Genomic DNA, 1030 nt, shown 5'->3' on the forward strand with positions numbered 1-1030 from the left:
GTCTCGACCCTCGCCGCCGAGGAGATGGACCGGGTGCCGGGGGCCGGGGCGAGGACGGCGGCGAGATCGTCGGCGACCCGGTCCATCTCCTCGGCGGCGAGGGTCGAGACGGTCAGGCGGATGCCCGGTCCGCTCTCCAGGCGGTACCGACTTCCGGGGGCCACCGCCCATCCGGCGGCGAGCATCCCGGCGACGGCGGCGGTCTCGTCCGGAACCGGGATCCACAGGTTGGGGCCGGTGCGGCCGTGCGCGGTGACACCCCGGGCCGCCAGCGCGTCGCGGAGCAGGTCGCGCCGGGTGTCGTAGGAGACGGGGGCCGGGCCGTCCGGGCGCGCGCACCCCGGCCACAGCAGGGCCACGGTGTCCTGGAGGATGCGGCTGACCCACCCGGGTCCCGCCCCGATCCGCGCGGCCACGCCTCCCACCGTGTCCGGGTCGCCGGTCAGGACGGCGACCCGCAGATCCGGGCCGAGGGACTTGGCCACCGAACGCACCAGGGCCCAGTGGGCACCGAGGCCGCCCAGGGGGTTGAGGGGCGCGGAGACGATGCCGTGTCCGTGGTCGTCCTCGATCAGCAGCGTTTCGGGGAAGGCCGCCAGCAGGGGGCGCAGGGCGGCCGCCCTGGTGGCCGATACGGCGGCGCCGGTGGGGTTCTGGGCCCGGGCGGTGATCACGCAGGCCCGCACCCCCGAGGTGAGGGCGTGTTCCAGCGCCTCGGGCAGCGGCCCCTCGTCGTCCACGGCCACGGGGACGGGCCGCAGCCCCAGGGTGGAGAGCAGGTCCAGCAGGCCGCCCCACCCCGGGTCCTCGACGGCCACCGGGTCCCCGGGACGGAGTCGGGTGAGCAGGACGCGTTCGATGGCGTCCAGGGCTCCGGAGGTCACCACGAGCGGTCCCTCGGGGACCCCGTCGGCGCGCAACGAATCCCGGGCCACCAGGGCCAGTTCCGGACCGACCGGTGGCTCGCCGTAGAGAACGGGGCGGGACGCGGCACGGGAGGCGACCTCGGCGAGCGCGGCGGTGGGATCGG

The 1030-nt window shown here is 76.8% G+C and carries 1 protein-coding gene; it reads right to left on the reverse strand.

Annotated features, from left to right (window positions below; genetic code table 11):
* A partial coding sequence (locus tag FOE67_RS26770; RefSeq protein WP_182667401.1) for an aminotransferase class I/II-fold pyridoxal phosphate-dependent enzyme occupies positions 1-1030 on the reverse strand: 1030 nt, incomplete at both ends.

This window comes from Streptomyces calidiresistens, from assembly GCF_014141525.1.
In the GTDB taxonomy this organism is placed as follows: domain Bacteria; phylum Actinomycetota; class Actinomycetes; order Streptomycetales; family Streptomycetaceae; genus Streptomyces; species Streptomyces calidiresistens.